Origin of the sequence: Microcella putealis (assembly GCF_004216575.1) — a bacterium.
GTDB classification, from domain to species: domain Bacteria; phylum Actinomycetota; class Actinomycetes; order Actinomycetales; family Microbacteriaceae; genus Microcella; species Microcella putealis.
Map to the genome: position 1 here is coordinate 947,830 of NZ_SGWW01000001.1, position 15,762 is coordinate 963,591.

A 15,762-nucleotide genomic window follows, 5' to 3' on the forward strand; every position below is an offset into this window, starting at 1 on the left:
TCACGCCATCGCGCGTTCGATGGCCGCGATGCGGGTTTCGAGCGCCGTCACCGCCGCGTCCACATCGAGCTCATTCGTAATGACGTGAATCTCGAGCTCGTCCCCGTCGATGCGCGCGCTGAGCGTTCCGGGGGCGAGGTTGATGGCGAGGGCCAGGGTCACGCGCCCCGCCGCGGTCCCGAGGGTGGTGCGCCGGGTCACCCATGCGGGGTCCACGTCGGGGCGCGGCAGCCACAACGCCCGGCGCGCGACGTCACCGCCGCCCAGGATCGCGCTGCGGGCGATCCAGCCGACGAAACGCAGGCTCGCGGCCGTCGCCGCGACGCCCCGAGAGAGTCGCAGCGAGCCTCCCCGCGCGGGCATCCCGGTCACGAGGTACGTAGCGGCAACCCCCACGGGCACGGCCGCGAGCGCGTAGACGATTGCCGAGGGGCGCAGTTCCGTCACAGCGAACCACGCCGCCGCGATGACAATCGTGCGAAAGATCACCGAGACCACCATCAGCCGCCCCCTCCCGCCAGCACCACGAATAGGAGGGCGCCGGCCAGGGCTGCGACCGCAAGCGCACCCGACACCACCCAGGTTCCCAGCCGCGCCTGAACGCCGCTGACCGTCGGCATCGGCGACGGCCCCCGCCGCACGCGCTCCACGAGCGCGTCGCGCGTCGCCCCCAGAACACCGGATGCCCGGATCACGCCCCGCATCGTGCCGCCGGCAGCCCGCTCAAGCAGCACCACGACGTCGCCCTCGGGCACGATGTCTCCGCGCGGATGCAGCAGGCGAGCATCCCGGAATCGTGGCCGACGCGCGAGCGCGGCCGCGGCCAGCGCGAGGGCGATGCCGAGCAGGAACGGCCACGACTGGTCGACGACGGGGCCGGGCGAGAACCAGCCGGGCACGGTGAGCGGGGGTGCGAACCCGGTCGCGAGCCACCACACGGGGGCGGCCGCGGCGAGCGCCAGCACCGCCCAGGCCGTGGTGCTGATCGGCTTACCAGCGGTGCGGCGGCGCGATCGGCGGCTCATGGCGATGGCGAATCGGGCGAGCAGCACGGTCGACCCAACGGCAAACCACGGGAGGAGGTCGGCGAGCGCGACCACCGGAAGGCCGGGCAATGCGACGTCTCCGAGCGACTCTTTCGACACGTACTTGGCGATGAAGCCCGCCGTCAGCGGCGCTCCGGCAAGGCCCAGCGCGGCCACGGTCTGGGGCACGACGACAGCCCAGGTGGGGGCGCGGCTGAGATCCCACACCTGGATGCTGAAGAACAGCGCGCCCTTGATCAGCCCGTGGGCGACGCTGTAGACGACGGCGGCGGCGATGGCCGCGGGCGCGATCGCCGGCTCAAGCAGTGCCGCACCGATGAGCGCGGTAATGAAGCCCATCTGGCCGATGCTGCTGTACGCGAGAATCACCTTCGGGTTGTCATGCAGTACGCCCACGACGGCAGCGAGCAGCCCCCCGACGAGGGCGAGCGTGACGAGCAGACCGCCCCAGAGCGGTTCGGCGGCGCCCTCGCCGAGCGGCAAGAAGCGCAGCAGGCCGATGATTCCCGCCTTGAGCATCACACCCGACAGCACGGCGCTGGCCGGGCTCGGCGCGGCGGGGTGGGCAAGCGGCAACCACACGTGCAGTGGAATCGTGCCGGCCTTCACCCCGAAGCCGATGATGAGCAGCGCCACGATGACGTCGCGAGCGTCAGATGCGGCGACTGCCGCAGGCACGTCGAGAACGTCGGTGACGCCCTCGGACGCGATGAGCAGGAATGCGCCCAGCACGGCCAACTCTCCGAACACCGTCATCACGAGGTACACCGCACCGGCCCGGCGGGCCGACGTCGTGCGGTCGTGCACGACGATCGCGTAGCCGAGGAAGCTCATCGCGGCGAACACGAGGTAGAAGGTGACGAGGTTCGCCGCAACGAAGACCCCCACGTTCGCGGTGAAGCACAGCAGCAGGAAGCCGTTCAGCCCGGCGGGGCGCTCGGAGATCGACCGCGGCACGAACGCCAGCGCGATGCCGTACAGGATGACCGCGAGCAGCACGAGCGGGCGCCCCACCTCATCGAGGCGGATCGCGGTGCCGAACAGCATCCAGTCGACCGTTTTCAGCGCGCCGTCGTCGAGGCTCGCGACGATGCCCGTCGGCACGACCGCGAGCCACGCGTACTGCACGACGAGCTCGCGGGCGCGGGTGCGCGCCTCGCCCGCTCCGAGACTCAGCGCGGCGATTGTCGCCGCCACCAGAAGCGGGACGACGAAGGAGAGAGCCCACATCACGGCCATGCTCCCTCCCCCACGATCTGCGCGAGAACCCAGGGCGAGTAGTCCCAGCCGGCGGCGACGCCAAACAGGATGACGAAGAGTGCGGTCGCGACCGCGGGCAGCAGGAGGCTCGCGGGCGCCTCCCAGCCCGACCGCCGGGCGGGTGCCGGGAACGTGCCCTCATCGCTGCCCTCCGACTCGGATCGCGGCGACGTCCAGATGGTCGCGATGATCGGCAGGAAGTAGGCGGCGTTCAACACCGTGCTTGTCAGCAGCACGGCGATCACCCATGGCTGGCCCGCGTCGAGCCCGCCCAGCCCGAGGGCCCACTTCGAGATGAAGCCGGCGAACGGCGGCAGCCCGATCATGCCGAGCGCGGCGATGGTGAAGGCGGCGCTCGTGACGGGCATCCGTCGGCCGACCCCGGCGAGTTGGCTGACCTTTGACAGCTTGAGCTCTTCGGCGAACAGGCCGGCGCAGAAGAACAGTGTGATCTTCATGAAGCCCTGGTTGACCATGTGCACGATCGCCCCGGCGGTGGCGATCGGCGACAGTAGCGCCGCGCCGAGCGCGATGTACGACACCTGCGACACCGTCGAATACGCGAGGCGCTTCTTCAGGTCATCCTGCGCGAGCGCGCGGACGGACCCGTAGACGATCGTGACGGAGGCGACGACGGCGAGCGCCTGCAGCATCCCGAGCTCGGCGAACAGGGCCAGGCCGAAAACGTCTTCGACGATGCGGATGATTCCGAACGCGCCGGCCTTCACCACGGCGACCGCGTGCAGCAGGGCACTCACCGGCGCGGGGGCAACCATGGCAATCGGCAGCCAGCCGTGCAGCGGGAACAGCGCGGCCTTCACGCCGACGCCGAGCAACAACACTGCGCCGATCACCGTCGCGGTGAGCGGGTCGCGGGCGGCGAATTCCGCCACCTCGGGGATGCCGCCGGCACGGAACTCGACCGGCCCGACCTCGAGAGTCAGCCAGGCGACGCCGAGCAGCAGGGCGACGCCGCCGCCGAGCGTGTACGCGAGGTAGATGCGGGCGCCGCGCAGGGCCGCCCGCGTTCCGCGGTGAGCCACCAGCGGGTAGGTGACGAGCGTCAACAGCTCGAAGAAGATCAGGAAGGTGAGCAGGTTGCCGGCCAACGCGATACCGACCGTGGCCGTGACGCACAGGCTGAAGAAGCCGAAGAACCGGCTGCGGTTGGGCGAGCCCTCCAGGTAGCCGACGGCGTAGATCGTCGTCGCCAACCACAGGCCCGCCGAGAGCGCGACGAAGAACAGCGAGAACGTGTCGGTGACGAAGACGATGTCGAGCCCGGGAATCCACGTGAACTCGGCGCGTAGCTCCTCGCCCGCCACGACGCGCGGAATCAGCACGATCACGAGCACAACCTTCGCGATCGCGCCGGCGAGGTTCAGGGTGGTGCGCAGTACCGTCTGCTTCTCGCGCAGCGCGAAGATCAGCAGCGCCGGCACGAGCGACGTCAGCAGAAGCACGACCGGCAGCGCGCTCATCACGGTGACCGTGTCGTCGTTCATGCGCCACCTCCCATCGGCGCGGCACTCAGCACCTCAATGAGCAGCCACGGAATGAGACCCAGCACCACCGACAGGGCGGCGAGTGCCAGCGGCACGATGGCCACGGTGCGCGCGGGCCGGGTGAGCTCGCGGGCGCCCGAGAAGTCGCCGGGCGGGTTGAAGGTGGCTCGCAGCATGCGCGCCGTGTAGGCGAAGGTCAGCAGCCCGCCGCCGAGCAGCAGAGCCAGCCACCACCAGGCGCCCGCGTCGAGCGAGGCCTGCACGAGCATCCATTTGCCGACGAAGCCGAGCGTGGGCGGAAGCCCCGCGAGGCTGACGCCGGCGAGCCCAATCGCGGCGACCGTCCACGGCATGCGGCTGATCGTGCCCTCGAGCCCGTCGAGCCGACTCGTGCCGGCCGCGGTGGCGAGCGCTCCGGCGGCGAGGAACATGGCGACCTTCGCGACGCCGTGAGCCAGAGTGATCAGAATGCCGCCGATCCAGGCCACCTGCGGGTCGCTCGCGGTGAACACGAGCGGCACCAGCAGCACCATGTACCCGACTTGGGCGACCGTCGAGTAGGCGATGATCGACTTCAGGCGGTCGCGTCGCAGCGCGAGCACCCCGCCCCACAGCACGGCGGCGGCGCCCGCGACGCCCACGGCGGTCGCGAGCGGCGCGGCGAGGTCGGTGAGCGGGCCGAAGTACTCGACGATGCGCCACAGGATCACGATCGACGCCTTGATCACGAGCGCCGAGAGCAGGGCACTGACCGCCGCAGGGGCGGCGGGGTGGGCGACCGGCAGCCACGAGTGCAACGGGAACAGCGCCGTCTTCGCGGCCATGCCGACCACGGTGAGCGCGATGATCGCCCCGACGATGACGGTGTCGTCGGCGCGCTCGGCGGCCCGCGCCAGGTCGACGGTGCCGGTGTGCCCGTACGTGAGGGCGACCGCGAGCAGGAAGAACAGCGAGCCGGTCACGGCAACGAAGAGGTAGCGCAGGGCGGCTGCGGCCGATCGCGTGCCCCCCAGGGCGACAAGCGCGACGGATGCGATGGTCAACAGCTCCAACAGCACAAAGGCGGTGAACACATCGCGCGCGACAAAGACGCCATTGACGGCCGCCGCCGCCGCACCGACGAGCGGCCAGAACGCGTGCCCTCCCGCGAAGTGGTCGTCGGCGGCGGCAACGAGCGTCGCGGCCAGCACCGCGATCGCCGACAGGCCGATCATGACGACCGAGAGTCCGTCCGCGGCGAGAAGGATTCCGACGGGCGGCGCCCAGCCGGCCACCTCCAGCCGCACGGGGCCCGCGTCGAGCACGGCGATGCCCAGCAACACGGCGACCATCAGCGTGGCGACGGCCGCGATGACCGTCAGCGTCGCCGCCGCCCGCCGAGGCAGCACGGCCGACAGCGCGCCGACCGCGAGGGGCAGAAAGACGGGCACGAGCACGAGGGCTGCGGCCGACATCACTGCTCGACCTCCTCGAGGTCGTCGTCGAGCTGCTCGACCCGTCGCGCCAGCACGATGGCGATGCCTGTGACGGCCGCCATGACGACGATGCCCGTGAGCACGAGTGCTTGCGGCACGGGGTCGGGCTCGCCGTCGCCGCGATCGGCGAGCGCCAACAACAGCAGCATGACGCCTCCGGAGGCGACGTTGAGGGCGATCAGGCGGCGAATCAGGTCGCGTACCAGCAGGGTCGCGGCAACCCCCAGCACGAGGATGAACGCACCGGCATACATAAACAGCTGCAGGGTGGTCACGGGGCACCCCCCAGGGCTGGGGCGTCTGCCGCCCGGTCGGCGGCCGCCGCGTCGTCGCGCGAGCCGGCGGCGAGGAAGAGCATGGCGAGCGCGACCCCGATGCTGACGGTGAGCAGGGTCTCGATGGCGAGAATGGCCGCGAACGCCCAGCTGAGGTCGAGCGCGAGCCACGTTCCCGTCGCCGCGAGCCCGATGCCGCCGAGCAGGATGAACGCCAGCAGGCCCGCCACGACGAGCACGAGCGCGCGCCCTCCGGCCGCGCGGGCGGGGCGCACCCCGCACAGGTGGGCGATGATGAGCGCGGCACCGAGCACGGCACCGGCCTGGAAGGCACCCCCGGGCTCACTGGTTCCGGCCACGAGCAGCCAGGCGGCGAGCAGCACGAGAGCCGGCACGATGATGACGGCGATGACGCGCCGAACCGGGCCCGGGTCGGTCACGGTGCGGATGCGGTCACGCGACAGCGCCGCGGCACCCACCGCGGCGAATACGACGACCGCGATCTCGAGCAGCGTGTCGAGGTTGCGGAAGTTCAACAGCACCGCGGTGATGGGGTGGCTCACGCCGCTGCGCTCGACGGCCTCCAGGGCGAGCGGCCCGAGGTCGGCGGGCTCCGCCGTGAGACGCGACAGCACGGTCGCCAGGGCGGCGAACGTCACCGCACCGAGCGCGGCGCCGACCGCCGTGATCGCCACCGCGCGACGACGGTCGCGATTCGGCTGCGCGGGCTGTCGCCGGTGGAGAGCATCGACCAGCAGCGCCCCCGCCACCCCACCGCCGAGCGCTGCCTCGGCAATCGCCACGTCGGGCGCGGCGACGCGTGCCCACAGCAGCGCGAGCAGCAGGCCGAAGACGAGGAAGGCGATGGTCGCGCCGACCCGGCGAGGAATCGCGATGGCGAGTATCGCGGTGACGGCGACGGCCGCCACGACGAGCATGTCGAGCACGTCGACGTCGGAGAAGGCGATGACCGTCACGGCTCCTCCTCCGTCTCCCCCTCAGCCCGCCGCCTGCTGCCCGCCACGAGGTGGGCGTTCGCGGCGGTGCCGATGAGGGCGAGAATCCAGATGAGGGCCAGCTTCGCCACCACGCCGACCGCTGCCCATCCCGGTTCGGTGATGAGAAGGTGCAGGGCGAGCGCGGTGGCGATGAGTCCGAGGCCGAGGACGTCGGCCTTCGACACGGCGTGCAAGCGGCTCGCGAGGTCGGGAAAGCGCAGCAGCCCCACCGTGCCCGCCACGACGAAGAAGACACCCCCCGCGAGCAGGGTGATGACGAGCACGTCGATGATGACCATCAGCGCACCGACCGCCGAGTGAACACGACCGCGACGATGGTGGCCAGGCCGACGACGACGATCGCGACGTCGCGCAGGGCCGGCAGGTCGGCGATCGCCGCGAGCACGATGAAGAGGGCGGCACCGCCCGCGCCCAAGAGCACGAAAGCGGTAAGCCGGTCTTCGATCGTCGGGCCCGCAACGGCGCGCCACAGCCCCGCCAAGATGCAGGCAAACAGGATGAAGGCCGCCACGATCAGGGCGACACTGACCGCGGCGCTCACAGGGTGTCCGTCATCGCGGCGCCGCCTCGGGCATGAGTCGGCGCGTGATCGCCTTCGTCACCTCGATGGCGACGTACACGGCGGCCGCGATCGCGAACGCGAGCGCCCACGAGCTGGCGGGCAGGGGAGCCGAGCCGAACAGGGTGTTCATGAACGGCGCGTACACGAACAGCGCCTGCAGCACGAGCAGTCCGCCGATCGACAGCCACACGATGGGGTTCGAGAACCACTGGGCCGGCGACACTGTGGCCCCGCGCAGGTTGCGGCAGGTCAGCAGGTACCCGATCTGCGCGACCGCGAGGGTGGTCACGGCGAGGCTCTGCGCCTGCGGGTCGTCGACACCCTGACCACGTGCCAGGTAGTACATGGCGAACGTTCCCCCGCCGATGAGCAGCGAGGCGAGAGCGATCTGGATCAGGTGGGCCGCGCCGACAATCGGGCGGTCCGGGACGCGCGGGGCGCGCTTCATGACGTCTGCTTCTGCCGGTTCGAACGCGAGCGCGAGCGACAGGGTGACGGCCGCGATGAGGTTGACCCACAGGATCTGCACGGGGGCGAGCGGAATCGACAGCCCGAGTAGCACGGCGACCAGCAGCACGAGCGACTGCGCGCCGTTCGTCGGCAGCAGGAACACAACCGACTTCACGATGTTGTCGAACGTGCGCCGCCCCTCCTCGACCGCGCGGGCGATCGTGGCGAAGTTGTCATCGGCGAGCACAATCTCGGCGGCCTCCTTGGTCGCCTCGGTGCCCTTGATGCCCATGGCCACGCCGACGTCTGCCCGGCGCAGAGCGGGCGCGTCATTGATGCCGTCGCCGGTCATGGCGACGACCTCGTTGTGCGCCTGGAGCGCCTCGACGATGCGCAGCTTGTGCTCGGGGCTCACCCGGGCGAACGTGTCGTAGCGCTGCACGATGTCGCGCAGTTCGTCGTCGCTGGCGGCGTCGAACTCGGCACCGGTGATCGCCTCGTCAGCGTGGTCGTCGTCCGGGTCGATGATGCCCATCTGGCGGCCAATCGCCGTCGCCGTCCCCGCGTGGTCGCCGGTGATCATCTTGACGCGAATGCCCGCCCGCTTCGCGTCCTCGATCGCCTCGATGGCTTCCGGGCGAGGCGGGTCGAGGATGCCGACGACACCAACGAACACGAGGTCGTCGTCGAGGTGGGCGAGCGCGAGATCGCTCGTGTCGGGTTCGGCGGCACGCTGCGCTGCGGCCAGCACCCGCAGGCCGTCGGCGCTTAGCTCAGCGATCCGGGCGTGCCAGAAGTCGGCGTCGAGCGGCTCTGACTCGCCGTTCGCGCCGAGTTGGGCTACGCACCGGTCAAGAACGCGGTCAGGGGCTCCCTTCACGTGCACCGTGACGTCACCCTCGGGACTGCGGTCGAGGGTCGCCATGAGTTTGTGCTCTGACTCGAACGGGACGGCCGCAAGGCGCTCGAAGCCGACCGGAACAGCCTGCGCCTTGTGCGCGAACGTGATCAGCGCACCTTCCGTGGGCTCGCCGACGATCGACCACGTGTCGTCCTTCTCGCGAAGGCCCGAGTCGTTCGCGACCGCCATGACCGTGACCAGCTGGCGTAGAGCATCCTGAGTGCTGATGTCGACGTCGCCGCCGTCGAGGCGGATACCGCCGCGCGGGTCGTAGCCCGTGCCCGTCACCTCGTAGCTTGCTGCGGCGGTCACCACCCGCTCGACCGTCATTTCGTTCTTCGTGAGCGTGCCCGTTTTGTCCGAACAGATCACGGTGACGGATCCGAGTGTTTCGACAGATGTGAGCCGCCGCGTGATCGCGTTGCGGCGAGCCATCGCCTGCACGCCCAACGAGAGCGTGATGGTCACGATGGCCGGCAGCCCCTCGGGAATCGCAGCGACAGCGAACGCCACCGCAACGGTCAGCAGCAGGGGCACGGGGTAGTCGTGCACGGCGAAGCCGAAGACGATCAGTAGCACCGCAACGGAGAGGATGATGCGCGCCAGCAGAATGCTGAAGCGGTGTATCTTGCGCTCGAGCGGGGTCGACAACTGCTCGACCGACTCGATCATCGTGCTGATGCGGCCGATCTCGGTGTCGGCGCCGGTCGCGACGACGACACCGGTGCCGCGGCCGCTGACGACGAGGCTTCCGGAGTGGCCGATCGACGTGCGGTCGCCGACCCCCGAGGCCTCGTCGACCGGGTCGGCGCTCTTCGTGACAGGCCCGGACTCGCCGGTGAGCCCCGCCTCTTCGGCACGCAACTCGGTGGAGTGGGTGATGCGAATGTCGGCCGGGATGCGGTCACCCGACTTCACGCGCACGACATCGCCGGGCACGAGCTTCTCAGCGTCGGTGCTCACCCACTCGCCGTCGCGACGCACCTGAGCGCGCACCGACAGCATGCTGCGCAGGCCGTCGAGGGCGCGCTGGGCCCGACCCTCTTGAATGAAGCCGATGAGCGCGTTGATGATCGCGACCGCAAGGATGACACCGACGTCGACCCATTCGAGCAGGAATGCCTTCAGCACGGCGGCCGCGAGCAGCACGTAGATGAGCACGTCGTTGAAGTGCCGCAGCAGGCGCTTCCACGCTGGGTCGGGTGCCTTTTCTGGCAGGCGGTTGGGCCCGACCGTGTCGAGTCGGCGTGCAGCCTCGTCGGCGCTCAGCCCCTCGGGCGTGACGTCGAGGGCGGCGAAGGTCTCGTCAACGCTGGCGGCGTGCACGGCCGCGGGGGCGCGCAGCGCGGTGTCCGATGCGTGCGTCATGGGGCTCCGAACGGGTCGAGCACACGAGATACAGCCTCAACTTCCTGCAAAATGTGCCACTAGACTACCGGGTGGCCGGTGTCCGTTCCTGAGCGTTTCCGCCAAACTACCCGGACGCGCGGGCCCGTGGGAAGGACTGTCAGGTGTTCACCGGTCTACCGCCAGACCACGGCGGACACCTAGAAAGCGAGCCCGTGGCGCTCGACGAGCGGCATCGTCGCCTCGAAGTCGACCTCCGCGCCGTACTCGGCCGCCAGGGCGGGAAGCGTCTCGGGGTCGTACTCGCCGCCCGGCTCGGCCAAACGTCGGAACAATTGCTCGATACCCCCGGGCACGATGATTTCGAGCACGTGCAACTCGTCATCACCGGCGTTCCAGAAGGTGTGCCAGTGGCCGCGCGGCTTAACGACCACGTCACCGGCACCGGCCGTGACCTCGACCCCGTTGTCAATGACGCCGAGTGTGCCAGCCAGCACGTAGCTGTACTCGTCTTCTCGGGTGTGAAGGTGCATGGGGGCGGCCAGCACCTTGGGCGCCAGCACGTGCTCGACGACGGCGAGCGCGCCACCCGATGCGGCGCCCTCCAGCAGGTAGCGGTCCAGTGATCCCGGCTCGCCGGTGACATCGACCTCGCTAGAGCGGATGACGCGTGGACCGTCGTCGGTCTCCATGGCCCCCGATGGTACGCCCGGCGGGGGTCTCTGTACAGAGCCGGAGGGCGGCGCGGTAGCGTGCATCCATGCCTGAATTGAACGACGGAACGACCCTGCCCGACATCGGCTTCGGCACGTACCCGCTGCGCGGCGAGGAGGGCACGGCCGCGGTGCTGAGCGCCCTGTCGCTCGGCTACCGCCTCATCGACACGGCCGTGAACTACCAGAACGAGGATGCTGTGGGTCGCGCCATCGCGGAAACTCCCGTTCCGCGCGACGACATCATCGTCGCCACGAAGGTGCCGGGCCGCGATCACGGTTACGACGAGACGCTGCGCTCGTTCGACGGCTCGATGGAGCGGCTCGGGCTGGACGTGCTCGACCTGTATCTGATCCACTGGCCGAACCCGCGCGTCGACAAGTACGTCGATACGTGGCGCGCGATGGTGCGGCTGCGCGAGGAGGGCCGCGTGCGCTCGATCGGCGTCTCGAACTTCACCGCCGACTACCTGAGGCGTGTCGCCGAGGAGACCGGCGTCATGCCGTCGGTCAACCAGGTCGAGCTGCACCCGTTCTTCCCGCAGGAGGAGCTGCGCGCCTTCCACTCCGAGCACGGCGTCGTCACCGAGGCCTGGAGCCCGCTCGGCAAGGCTGCTCCCGTAAAGGAGTCGGCACCGGTCGCGTCGGCGGCCGCGGCGCACGGGGTGACGCCCGCCCAGGTGATCCTGCGCTGGCACCAGCAGATCGACTCGCTGCCAATCCCGAAGTCGGCGACGCCCGCACGTCAGCAAGAAAACTTCGAGCTCGGCGGGTTCACACTGAGCGAGGCCGAGGTCGCGGCAATCACCGCGCTCGGCCGCCCCGACGGTCGCCTGTTCGGCGGCGACCCCACGACCCACGAAGAGATGTAGTCGTACGCCGCGAAACGCGGGTCACAAGTGAAGCAGTGACGGCAACTTAGGCCCCCAACTGGAACCTCTTGCGCCGGCAGGATCGCCTTCATGCCGCGTTAATTCAGGGATCTCTGGTCCTCTAGGCATCGTCGCGGCTCGTGTGCGATCAGGGTGTCGACGCCGTTGAGAACCCTCTTAGACGTAATGAAACGCCTCTGATGGAGAATGGAGAAGTAGAAGCTATTCGAACCGCTCGGGTCTGCGATGAGAGCGTCGTGTCGATTGCCGAGCGGTTCGAGGTCAGCCGGATAATGGTGCGAGAGAAGACGCGATGACGTCGATCAGGCAGGACCGCGCACCGTCCACCGCTCGAGCTGATCAGTAACGTTAGGCGCGTCACGAACAAGGGTCGTTTTCCACGACAGGAGACCATCCTTCTGAAGCCGGCCGATCAACGTGATTGGGTGCACGCCTAGTGCGTCCGCCTGCGCCCGCACCCAGGTCACACTTGGCCGTTCTGGAACGACAGGGAGCGGCTCCGAGATAGCCAATTCACCAGCAAGCTGATCAGCGTCCCTTTCCTCGTCCTGACTCTCCTCGGATAGGTCGTCAACGATAACTCCCCCGTCCTCCGAGACGTGACCCAGCAGAACATGGGCGGTTTCGTGGAGGATTGTAAAGAGGACCTTGTCTAGCCGCTTCCATCGACCGGAGATGCCGATCACGGGAGTTCCATCAACAATCAGTGCGCATCCATCGAGCTTCCCTCCAGGGAACGCTTCAACGTAGATCAGCTTCACTCCGACTTCTGCGAAAGACGATTGGAATGCGGCGAACTCCTCCGGGTTACGCGCCCTTTCTGAGAGTTGCTCGGCCAACTCTCGAAGCCCATCGTGAGAATACGGCGCAACCTCCAGCTCACGCGCACTGGCCTTGACGCATGCGACCCAGGCCAGTTGCAGCACAGTGACCGCTTCGTCCGTATTGCTTCGCCGCGCGGCGAATCTGACCGCCGGCTCTTCCTCAAGGCTCTGCATCCCAAACAGTTGCAGTACCTCTTCCGATTGCCCGTCTGGATCGGAAGCGGTGATGAAACCACGCTTCCTCAGCAAGGCGACCGGTGCCAATGCGCGCAATCTGGCGCGGGTCTTCACTGCGTCAAGGCTCTCCCGAGTACGCAAATTCTGTGCTTGCTTCCACAGGAGATAGGAGTCCTGGAGCTTGAGCCAGAACTCAGCGCTTGTCCCGAGCGCGGCTGCGATCTGAGCGGCAGACTCGCGAGTGATCTCCTTCTTGCCGGAGATGATCTCGGACACAAACTGTGCCGGTCGTCCTAGAACCTCCGCAAAATCGGCCTGAGTCCAGCCGCGTGCGTCGAGTTCGTCAGCCAGGTGCTCCCCGGCCGGGAACACCTCGGCAACTATCGGCGTACTCATGATCGTCATTCTCCTTTAGTGGTAATCAACCATCTCGATGACAGTGACCATCCGGCCTTCTTCATCTGTCTCGAACTTGATGATGAGCCTGAACTGGTCATTCAGGCGGATTGATGAGGTACCGGCCCGGTTGCCCCGGAGCCGCTCCAACCGGAGGGAACGCATCGCATACAGGTCTCGTTCATCAGTAGCCGCGCGCAGTACCTGGATTTTCTTTCGGTACGCCTTGATGATGTCCGCGCTCCAGCGCCGCGGCGCATAGGACGCGTCCTCGGCCAGGCGCCGAAGATCATCATCCTCGAAGACCACACGCAACCGCTCCACCTCACCCAGACAACATGGGAACAACATGGCCAGGTCTACGCTACCGGATCCCGAATCTCATCTACTAGTTATAGGCTCATCACCCTTTGCATGAATCATGGTAGCCTAGTAACATCGGTTCCGCAAGGGATCGTGTCCTGCAACACGAATGGGCCGCCTCGCTCCAACGAGACGGCCCACTGCAAAGCTCCGAGAACAACTGCTCAGAACCCGTATCCGTTCGACGGTAGTGGAGAACTCTCCTCTCGGGCGTGAGAAACCCGAGAGGAGGTGGAGATTATGGCTCGCAATTCGAAGCAGACCGGCAAGGCTGCCGCGAAGGCCGCCAGCAAGGTTCTTCGCGGCAACTACAGCGCCGCGGCAAAGAAGGCCGCTGGCAGCGCCCTATCCCAGACCCCCAAGCGGGGGAAGTGAACGATCGATCGGCAGCCCGAGGTCATTGCCCGGGCTGCCGATCACCTGAACGATCGAGAAGAAGGGGCACGAGAGCGCGCCATGACACGCCGTTCGAACAGACGAGAAGGAGGCCCACGTGGGCATACGGAAGCCAGTGAACCTCCCGAGCACGCAGTTTCCTAGCCGGAAAGCCGCGAAAGATTGGGTTCGAGATGCAATCAAAGACCACTGCGACCTAGAGGAATCCGTCACGGACCCACTGCACATTGCGGTTCTCTTCGACCTTCTCGACCGCGACGACGATGCAACTGAAAAGGTAGGCGCTGGAGTAGCCGAGTTTTTCATCAGGCTTACCTCCCGCGGCCAAGGACACATTCGGTACGTCAAGCGAGACGCCCGTGGTATCTGGATTCGCCGAGTCGACGGCTCCGAGGACGACTGGAGCTACACGAGCGCCGTCGACCAGGAGGGCATCAAGTCGGATGTCAAGGATGCATTGCGTGCGGTGATCAACGACGAACGACTCGCCTTTCGCGAATCGGCTTTCAGCGCCGGAGGGGTTCATTGCGCTCGCACCGGCGTACTTATCGGTTCTCTTCAGGATGCCGAAGTGCGCTACGAGAGACCCTCATGGGCACAACTCACCGAGGGCTTCGCTGAGGACCAAGGAGGATGGGAGAACATTGCACTCACAGCGGGCGACGGTCAGACACAGATATCCGGAAGTCTCGCGGACGCCAATCAGCTGCAGGCGTGGAAGAGCTATTGGCATGAGAACGCGCGGCCGGTCATCGTCGCAAAACTAGGTCGGTAGCCTCAACACGATCCGCCGGAGTGCCGGGGCGCAAGACCGAGCCCAACGAACCCTTCGCCACCAACACCCAGCGCGGATGGACTCCGGGGAAGTTTAGTCGCCTCAGTAGAACCACCCGGACAACTGAACATTCTTCTCGAACTACCCTATGCTGCCCTGTAAACCGGCCTGTGATCGCGGGTTTCCAGTGAGCAAGGAGACGCGTGGGGGTGACCTCACAAGCGTCAACTGCAGTTTTGACAAGAGCAACTAGGTGGACCTGAGGGGAATCGAACCCCTGACCTTCTCATTGCGAACGAGACGCGCTACCAACTGCGCCACAGGCCCTGATGCGTCGACAACCTTATCACCGAGAAACGGGGCGGATGCACACGGTCGCCCCCTCCAGGACGGCTCCGGCTATCCGGCGGCGCGTCGGCGCTCGAGCACCTCGTCGAGGTCGGGCGCGCGCGTCGGCAGGCCGTCGACGAGGCCCATGCGGGCGAAACGGCTGGGCGCCTCGGCGGCCGGCTCGACGGGCGTCGCGACCGGGCGGGGCGCGGGAGTCTCGGTGGGAGCTGAGGCGGCACCGACAGCACCGACACCAGCACCGGCAGCCGGCAGGCCCGCCGCAGCCCGCTGCGCCTTCTCGGCCTCGGCCGCCGCAGCCGCGAGCACCGCGGCGTGGTCGATCGCACTGCGGCGCAGCTCGGGGCGCGGGGCCGCATCCACTGCGGTGTCGAGGTAGAGGGGCTTCGGGAGCGGCACGGGCGTCCAGGCGCGGGGGGCGCGACCCTTGTCGGCCTGCGGCGCGAGGTCGACGAACGCCGAACCCGAGCGCTGGCGAGGCGCCGCACCGGCGACAGCCGAGCGGCGTCGGCCCGCACGCGCGAGCCCGGCGAGCAGCACTACACCGCTGAGGGCGACAACCGCAGAGAATGCCGTCCACGCGACGGCGCCGGCCACGGCAGACACCACGATGCCGACGAGTGCGAGCAGGGTCACGAGAGAAGAAATGGCGCGCGATTGCCGCAGGCGACGCTGACCGGCGCGGGCAGCATCCACTTCGGCGACGAGACCGGGCACCTCGGCGGCGAGCCGGGCGCGCACGGCGCGCTGCGCCGCGACCTCCTTCGCGCGGGCGATCGCCGCCTCCTCGCGCTGGCGCGCGGCGAGCGAGCGCTGCTGGGCGGCGACCTCGCGGGCCGTCATCTCGGCGCGCACCGCCTCGGGCAGCTCGGTCGTCTGCGCCATGATGCGCAGGGTCTGCTGCAGCCGAACCGCGTTGCGTTCGGTCGCCAAGTATTCGCGCCGTCTGCGCCAAATCGGCACCAGGTAGAAGAGCCAGAGCGCGGCGGCGAGTGCCATCAACAGGGCCGTTCCGGCCCCCGAACCCTCAGCCATGC

Annotated in this window: 16 protein-coding genes and 1 tRNA gene; 3 read left to right on the plus strand and 14 right to left on the minus strand. The window is 68.2% G+C overall.

The features are described 5' to 3' along the window. The 10 genes from EV141_RS04595 to EV141_RS04640 all read right to left on the minus strand — a co-directional run bounded on the left by EV141_RS04595 (position 1) and on the right by EV141_RS04640 (position 10,532). A complete protein-coding gene (locus EV141_RS04595; RefSeq protein ID WP_130281186.1) occupies positions 1-501 on the minus strand; it encodes a Na+/H+ antiporter subunit E in 501 nt (166 codons plus the stop codon). Next, complete coding sequence (locus tag EV141_RS04600; protein ID WP_157985506.1) at positions 501-2,276, minus strand: complex I subunit 5 family protein; 1,776 nt, start codon at positions 2,274-2,276, stop codon at positions 501-503. Before EV141_RS04600 ends, EV141_RS04595 begins: the two co-directional genes overlap by 1 nt. Next, a complete protein-coding gene (locus tag EV141_RS04605) occupies positions 2,276-3,811 on the minus strand; it encodes a complex I subunit 5 family protein (protein ID WP_241969008.1) in 1,536 nt (511 codons plus the stop codon). Before EV141_RS04605 ends, EV141_RS04600 begins: the two co-directional genes overlap by 1 nt. After that, positions 3,808-5,265: a complex I subunit 5 family protein gene (locus EV141_RS04610; protein WP_130281182.1), complete on the minus strand. Its 1,458-nt coding sequence runs from the start codon at positions 5,263-5,265 to the stop codon at positions 3,808-3,810. The genes EV141_RS04605 and EV141_RS04610 overlap by 4 nt, the downstream gene beginning before the upstream one ends. After that, on the minus strand, positions 5,265-5,561 hold the full coding sequence (locus EV141_RS04615) for an NADH-quinone oxidoreductase subunit K (protein ID WP_198674338.1): 297 nt from the start codon (positions 5,559-5,561) through the stop codon (positions 5,265-5,267). The genes EV141_RS04610 and EV141_RS04615 overlap by 1 nt, the downstream gene beginning before the upstream one ends. Continuing rightward, positions 5,558-6,538: a hydrogenase subunit MbhD domain-containing protein gene (locus EV141_RS04620; protein WP_130281180.1), complete on the minus strand. Its 981-nt coding sequence runs from the start codon at positions 6,536-6,538 to the stop codon at positions 5,558-5,560. Before EV141_RS04620 ends, EV141_RS04615 begins: the two co-directional genes overlap by 4 nt. Beyond that, the gene (locus EV141_RS04625; RefSeq protein WP_130484753.1) at positions 6,535-6,858 is read right to left on the minus strand and encodes a cation:proton antiporter; all 324 of its coding nucleotides are present in this window, start codon (positions 6,856-6,858) and stop codon (positions 6,535-6,537) included. The genes EV141_RS04620 and EV141_RS04625 overlap by 4 nt, the downstream gene beginning before the upstream one ends. Then, positions 6,858-7,121, minus strand: a complete 264-nt coding sequence (locus EV141_RS04630) for an MrpF/PhaF family protein (protein WP_130281176.1) — start codon at positions 7,119-7,121, stop codon at positions 6,858-6,860. The genes EV141_RS04625 and EV141_RS04630 overlap by 1 nt, the downstream gene beginning before the upstream one ends. A 10-nt stretch (positions 7,122-7,131) precedes the next feature. Then, the gene (locus tag EV141_RS04635) at positions 7,132-9,861 is read right to left on the minus strand and encodes a cation-translocating P-type ATPase (protein WP_130484754.1); all 2,730 of its coding nucleotides are present in this window, start codon (positions 9,859-9,861) and stop codon (positions 7,132-7,134) included. A 179-nt stretch (positions 9,862-10,040) separates the two neighbouring features. After that, entirely contained in the window at positions 10,041-10,532 is a 492-nt protein-coding gene (locus tag EV141_RS04640; protein WP_130484755.1) for a cupin domain-containing protein, read from the minus strand. 68 nt (positions 10,533-10,600) lie between these two features. On the opposite strand from EV141_RS04640, the gene EV141_RS04645 reads away from it, so the two are divergent. After that, complete coding sequence (locus tag EV141_RS04645) at positions 10,601-11,425, plus strand: aldo/keto reductase (protein WP_130484756.1); 825 nt, start codon at positions 10,601-10,603, stop codon at positions 11,423-11,425. A gap of 323 nt (positions 11,426-11,748) precedes the next feature. Here EV141_RS04645 and EV141_RS04650 read toward each other — a convergent pair whose 3' ends face one another. Both EV141_RS04650 and EV141_RS04655 read right to left on the minus strand, forming a co-directional pair. Then, the gene (locus EV141_RS04650) at positions 11,749-12,843 is read right to left on the minus strand and encodes a HigA family addiction module antitoxin (RefSeq protein WP_130484875.1); all 1,095 of its coding nucleotides are present in this window, start codon (positions 12,841-12,843) and stop codon (positions 11,749-11,751) included. 15 nt (positions 12,844-12,858) lie between these two features. Then, complete coding sequence (locus EV141_RS04655) at positions 12,859-13,152, minus strand: type II toxin-antitoxin system RelE/ParE family toxin (RefSeq protein WP_241969010.1); 294 nt, start codon at positions 13,150-13,152, stop codon at positions 12,859-12,861. 294 nt (positions 13,153-13,446) lie between these two features. On the opposite strand from EV141_RS04655, the gene EV141_RS12490 reads away from it, so the two are divergent. Together EV141_RS12490 and EV141_RS04660 are read left to right on the plus strand one after the other, a co-directional pair. After that, entirely contained in the window at positions 13,447-13,581 is a 135-nt protein-coding gene (locus tag EV141_RS12490) for a hypothetical protein (RefSeq protein ID WP_260437764.1), read from the plus strand. A gap of 118 nt (positions 13,582-13,699) precedes the next feature. Continuing rightward, positions 13,700-14,377 (plus strand): DUF3223 domain-containing protein, encoded by a 678-nt coding sequence (locus tag EV141_RS04660; RefSeq protein ID WP_130484758.1) that lies wholly within the window; start codon positions 13,700-13,702, stop codon positions 14,375-14,377. A gap of 254 nt (positions 14,378-14,631) precedes the next feature. Here the strand turns inward: EV141_RS04660 and EV141_RS04665 are convergent. Both EV141_RS04665 and EV141_RS04670 read right to left on the minus strand, forming a co-directional pair. Continuing rightward, a tRNA-Ala gene (locus tag EV141_RS04665) sits at positions 14,632-14,704 on the minus strand. Between the two features lie 72 nt (positions 14,705-14,776). Further along, positions 14,777-15,760: a hypothetical protein gene (locus EV141_RS04670; protein WP_130484759.1), complete on the minus strand. Its 984-nt coding sequence runs from the start codon at positions 15,758-15,760 to the stop codon at positions 14,777-14,779. Positions 15,761-15,762: the final 2 nt, after the last annotated feature.

Coding starts and splice junctions, on each gene's coding strand:
- EV141_RS04650 (WP_130484875.1), bottom strand. CDS start 12,843: ATGAGTACGCCGATAGTTGCCGAGGTGTTCCCGGCCGGGGAGCACCTG.
- EV141_RS04605 (WP_241969008.1), bottom strand. CDS start 3,811: ATGAACGACGACACGGTCACCGTGATGAGCGCGCTGCCGGTCGTGCTT.
- EV141_RS04640 (WP_130484755.1), bottom strand. CDS start 10,532: ATGGAGACCGACGACGGTCCACGCGTCATCCGCTCTAGCGAGGTCGAT.
- EV141_RS12490 (WP_260437764.1), top strand. CDS start 13,447: ATGGCTCGCAATTCGAAGCAGACCGGCAAGGCTGCCGCGAAGGCCGCC.
- EV141_RS04670 (WP_130484759.1), bottom strand. CDS start 15,760: ATGGCTGAGGGTTCGGGGGCCGGAACGGCCCTGTTGATGGCACTCGCC.
- EV141_RS04600 (WP_157985506.1), bottom strand. CDS start 2,276: ATGTGGGCTCTCTCCTTCGTCGTCCCGCTTCTGGTGGCGGCGACAATC.
- EV141_RS04610 (WP_130281182.1), bottom strand. CDS start 5,265: ATGTCGGCCGCAGCCCTCGTGCTCGTGCCCGTCTTTCTGCCCCTCGCG.
- EV141_RS04635 (WP_130484754.1), bottom strand. CDS start 9,861: ATGACGCACGCATCGGACACCGCGCTGCGCGCCCCCGCGGCCGTGCAC.
- EV141_RS04625 (WP_130484753.1), bottom strand. CDS start 6,858: ATGGTCATCATCGACGTGCTCGTCATCACCCTGCTCGCGGGGGGTGTC.
- EV141_RS04595 (WP_130281186.1), bottom strand. CDS start 501: ATGGTGGTCTCGGTGATCTTTCGCACGATTGTCATCGCGGCGGCGTGG.
- EV141_RS04645 (WP_130484756.1), top strand. CDS start 10,601: ATGCCTGAATTGAACGACGGAACGACCCTGCCCGACATCGGCTTCGGC.